This is a genomic window from Aneurinibacillus sp. UBA3580, assembly GCF_002375825.1.
Lineage (GTDB): Bacteria > Bacillota > Bacilli > Aneurinibacillales > Aneurinibacillaceae > Aneurinibacillus > Aneurinibacillus danicus.
Genome location: NZ_DFMZ01000053.1, coordinates 1 through 3,285, shown reverse-complemented (window position 1 = coordinate 3,285; position 3,285 = coordinate 1). Strand labels below are relative to the sequence as shown.

The following is a 3,285-nucleotide window of genomic DNA, read 5'->3' as shown; positions in this document are numbered from 1 at the left end:
CTCATGATTTTCACAGAAAACGAATGATAAAAAAGCATACTCCGAACGAGTATGCTTTCTCTTATCTCTTGGCATCAATCGGTACATCAACCGCGGATTCTTCTTCAAGCATCCGATACTTTACGCCTTCCACATCGTCAAATTGCCCGCTGGATTTTGCAGCATACCAGATGAGCAGCGCCGAACCGGAGAAACAAATCATGATCGTAAGAAGCATCCATGTTCCGATGGAATATCCAAAAAGCATTGATTCATCATCCCTTTTCGTAAAAGTAAAACAAAACACCCTATTCGCGTTAGATTCTACTTCTTAGTTTAACAACCTTTTTAAGTTGCGTGTTGCTTTTATCTCCCCACGGTGTGAAAAAAATGTGACAAACTTAGTATTACCGCAATGTTTAGGCAATAAACGGATTGTGCAGCTTTTCGAATCCGATTGTCGTATCCGGTCCGTGCCCCGGATAGACGCGTGTGTCTTCCGGTAGAGGCATTAATTTATCCTGAATACTTTGAATCAACTGCTCATAGTTGCCGCCCGGCAAATCGGTCCGGCCGATCGAATGGGCAAACAGCGTATCTCCGCTGAACAATTCATTATCAATCAAAAACGACACGCCGCCCGGTGTGTGCCCCGGCGTCTCTAGAACCCGGATGTTTAAGCCTGCAAGGACAAGCACATCTCCTTCTTTTATTTCGTATTCGGCACGCTCGGTTGTCATCGCCCCGCCAATCATCGGCCAGCGGGAAGAACCATTTAGATCAGGATTGGTCAACCACTCCTGCTCGCTATGATGAATATAAACCGGAGCACCGGTTTTCTTCCGGATTTGATCCAATCCTCCCATATGATCAAAGTGTGCATGCGTCAGCAAAATCGCACGCACCTGATAGTTTGCCGCCTGTCTCAACAACTCACCTGGATGCATGCCCGCATCAATAATAACAGCTTCTTTCGTTTCTTCATTCGTAACAATATAGCAATTTGTCTGCAACGGTCCTAGGGGAAAAGTATGAATACGCACCTGCCTCGCCTCCTATGTCGTGTTTTCCTTAGTGTACCATCATTCCCTATAAAACGAAAATGAAAAGCTCCACCCATATAGCGGAGCTTTCTATTTGCGTTTCTTATAATAAGTCGGCGGCCAATTGCGCCAGCGATGAACGTTCGCCTTTCTGAAGCGTAATATGGCCTGACATTTTTTCGTTCTTAAATATCTCAACCACATAGGTTAATCCATTGTTGACCTCATCGAGATACGGATGGTCAATCTGCTGCGGGTCTCCCATCAGAATAATTTTGCTGTTTTCACCAACCCTCGTCAGAATGGTCTTTACTTCATGCTTTGTTAAATTTTGCGCCTCATCGATAATAATGAATTGCTCAGGGATGCTTCTTCCACGAATATATGTCAGCGCTTCGACTTGAATGCTGCCCAGGCCGGCCAAAATTTTATCCAAATCCCTGGATTGCTTTGTATTAAATAGATATTCCAAATTGTCGTAAATCGGCTGCATCCAGGGGCGCAATTTCTCTTCTTTCTCCCCTGGCAAATATCCAATGTCTTTGCCCAACGGCACAATCGGACGTGCCACCAACAGCTTTTTGTATGCATGCTCATCTTCTGTCTGCATCAAACCGGCGGCAAGCGACAGCAGCGTTTTGCCTGTCCCCGCTTTTCCTGTCAGGGTGACAAGCGGAATGTCCTTATTAAGCAGAAGCTCCATTGCCATTTTTTGCTGGGCATTACGCGCTTTTACCCCCCAGACAATTTCATCACCAAACATAAGCGGAAGCAAATGCTTTCCATTCCCGCTTATCCTGCCTATCGCCGAGGCAGACGACCCAAGCTCGTCTTTTAAAATGAGAAATTCATTCGGCAAAAACGTTCGGTTGGGCAGGAAGTTCTTTAGTTCGAACGGCCCTGCACCATAAAATTTTTGAATTGTATCAAACGGAACCTGGATGGTTGCATATCCTTTATAGAGATTGGAGAACTCGTGCACGACGCGGTCGGACAGGAAATCTTCCGCCGCAAGTCCGATTGCGTCCGCTTTCACGCGCAGAAGCGCATCTTTTGAAACAAGGATGACGGCGCGCGGCGATTCTTTCTGCTGCTCTTCTGTATGCAGATTCATGGCAACCGCGAGAATGCGATTATCATTCGTCATATCATGAAACAGCTCCTGCATGCGCGCGAACGACCGGTGATTCAACTCGACGCGCAGCCGTCCTCCACTATCTAACTCCACCCCATGGTGCAGATGTCCTTTGGCACGCAATCCGTCTAGCAGCCTGGCCGCATGACGCGCATTCCTTCCAATTTCATCCATCAAACGTTTTTTTGAATCCACTTCCTCAAGCACAACAGCCGGCAATACCACATCATTATCTTGAAATGAGAAAATCGCCAGCGGATCCTGCAGCAGCACATTCGTATCTAAGACATAGATTTTTTTCAATGTCTCGCCTCCCGGGCAATGTATATGGATGCTTATCCTAACGGCAATCGCGCTAAAGCGTTTGCCGAAGCTTGCAACTTACGGAGGTGCGGATAAAGGATGATCGGCAATACGTTCGCTTTACTTTACTTTATGGTTTATGGAGGTTTGTTGTTAGTGTATGTTACAAAAAATATTCTAGAAGAAAAAATCACGTATGCCTTCCCTCCTTTTGCGCAACACTACGGGTAAAGAATGTGCAGTTGATACGAGAAAGGATGTGACAGAATGAAGAAACGCACACTATCACTGCTTGCCGTCCTCATGCTTGCCGGATGTGGCCCGAATACGCCGGCCAAACCCGAGGCCCAGGGAAAAACGGAAGTACAACGCGTGAAACAAACAGCACCAGAATCGGTGCAGCCGCAGAACGCACAGGCGACCGCCGATAGGTTGGCCAGACTGGCTGCGGAGGTCCCTCATGTAAGGGGAGCAACCGCCGTTGTTTTCGGCAAGGTCGCCATTGTCGGCATTAATGTTGACGCAAAGCTTGACCGTGCACGCGTAGGCACCATTAAATATTCTGTGGCTGAAGCGATGCGAAAAGATCCGCAGGGTGCCCGTGCCCTGGTAACCGCCGATCCCGATATCGTACAGCGGCTCCGGGAAATGAACGAAGATATTCGCCGTGGCCGGCCTGTAGCCGGATTCGCCGAAGAGTTGGCTGACATTGCAGGCCGCCTTGTTCCGCAGGCTCCCCATCAGGAACCTGTACGAAATCAACGGCCAACTACGCAAGGCCGGTAACATACACATAAAAACAGATAAGAAAAACGCGCGGGCGTT

Annotated in this window: 4 protein-coding genes; 1 reads left to right on the top strand and 3 read right to left on the bottom strand. The window is 47.9% G+C overall.

Annotated features, from left to right (window positions below):
- Positions 1-61: 61 nt before the first annotated feature.
- The 3 genes from B2899_RS08700 to B2899_RS08690 form a co-directional block, all read right to left on the bottom strand.
- The gene (locus B2899_RS08700) at positions 62-247 is read right to left on the bottom strand and encodes a cbb3-type cytochrome oxidase assembly protein (protein WP_146808063.1); all 186 of its coding nucleotides are present in this window, start codon (positions 245-247) and stop codon (positions 62-64) included.
- Positions 248-398: 151 nt separating this feature from the next.
- A complete protein-coding gene (locus B2899_RS08695; protein ID WP_286885124.1) occupies positions 399-1,022 on the bottom strand; it encodes an MBL fold metallo-hydrolase in 624 nt (207 codons plus the stop codon).
- A gap of 103 nt (positions 1,023-1,125) precedes the next feature.
- Entirely contained in the window at positions 1,126-2,460 is a 1,335-nt protein-coding gene (locus B2899_RS08690; protein ID WP_286885122.1) for a PhoH family protein, read from the bottom strand.
- 267 nt (positions 2,461-2,727) lie between these two features.
- Here B2899_RS08690 and B2899_RS08685 point away from each other — a divergent pair, with 267 nt between their 5' ends.
- The gene (locus tag B2899_RS08685) at positions 2,728-3,246 is read left to right on the top strand and encodes a YhcN/YlaJ family sporulation lipoprotein (protein WP_286885119.1); all 519 of its coding nucleotides are present in this window, start codon (positions 2,728-2,730) and stop codon (positions 3,244-3,246) included.
- Positions 3,247-3,285 lie beyond the last annotated feature (39 nt).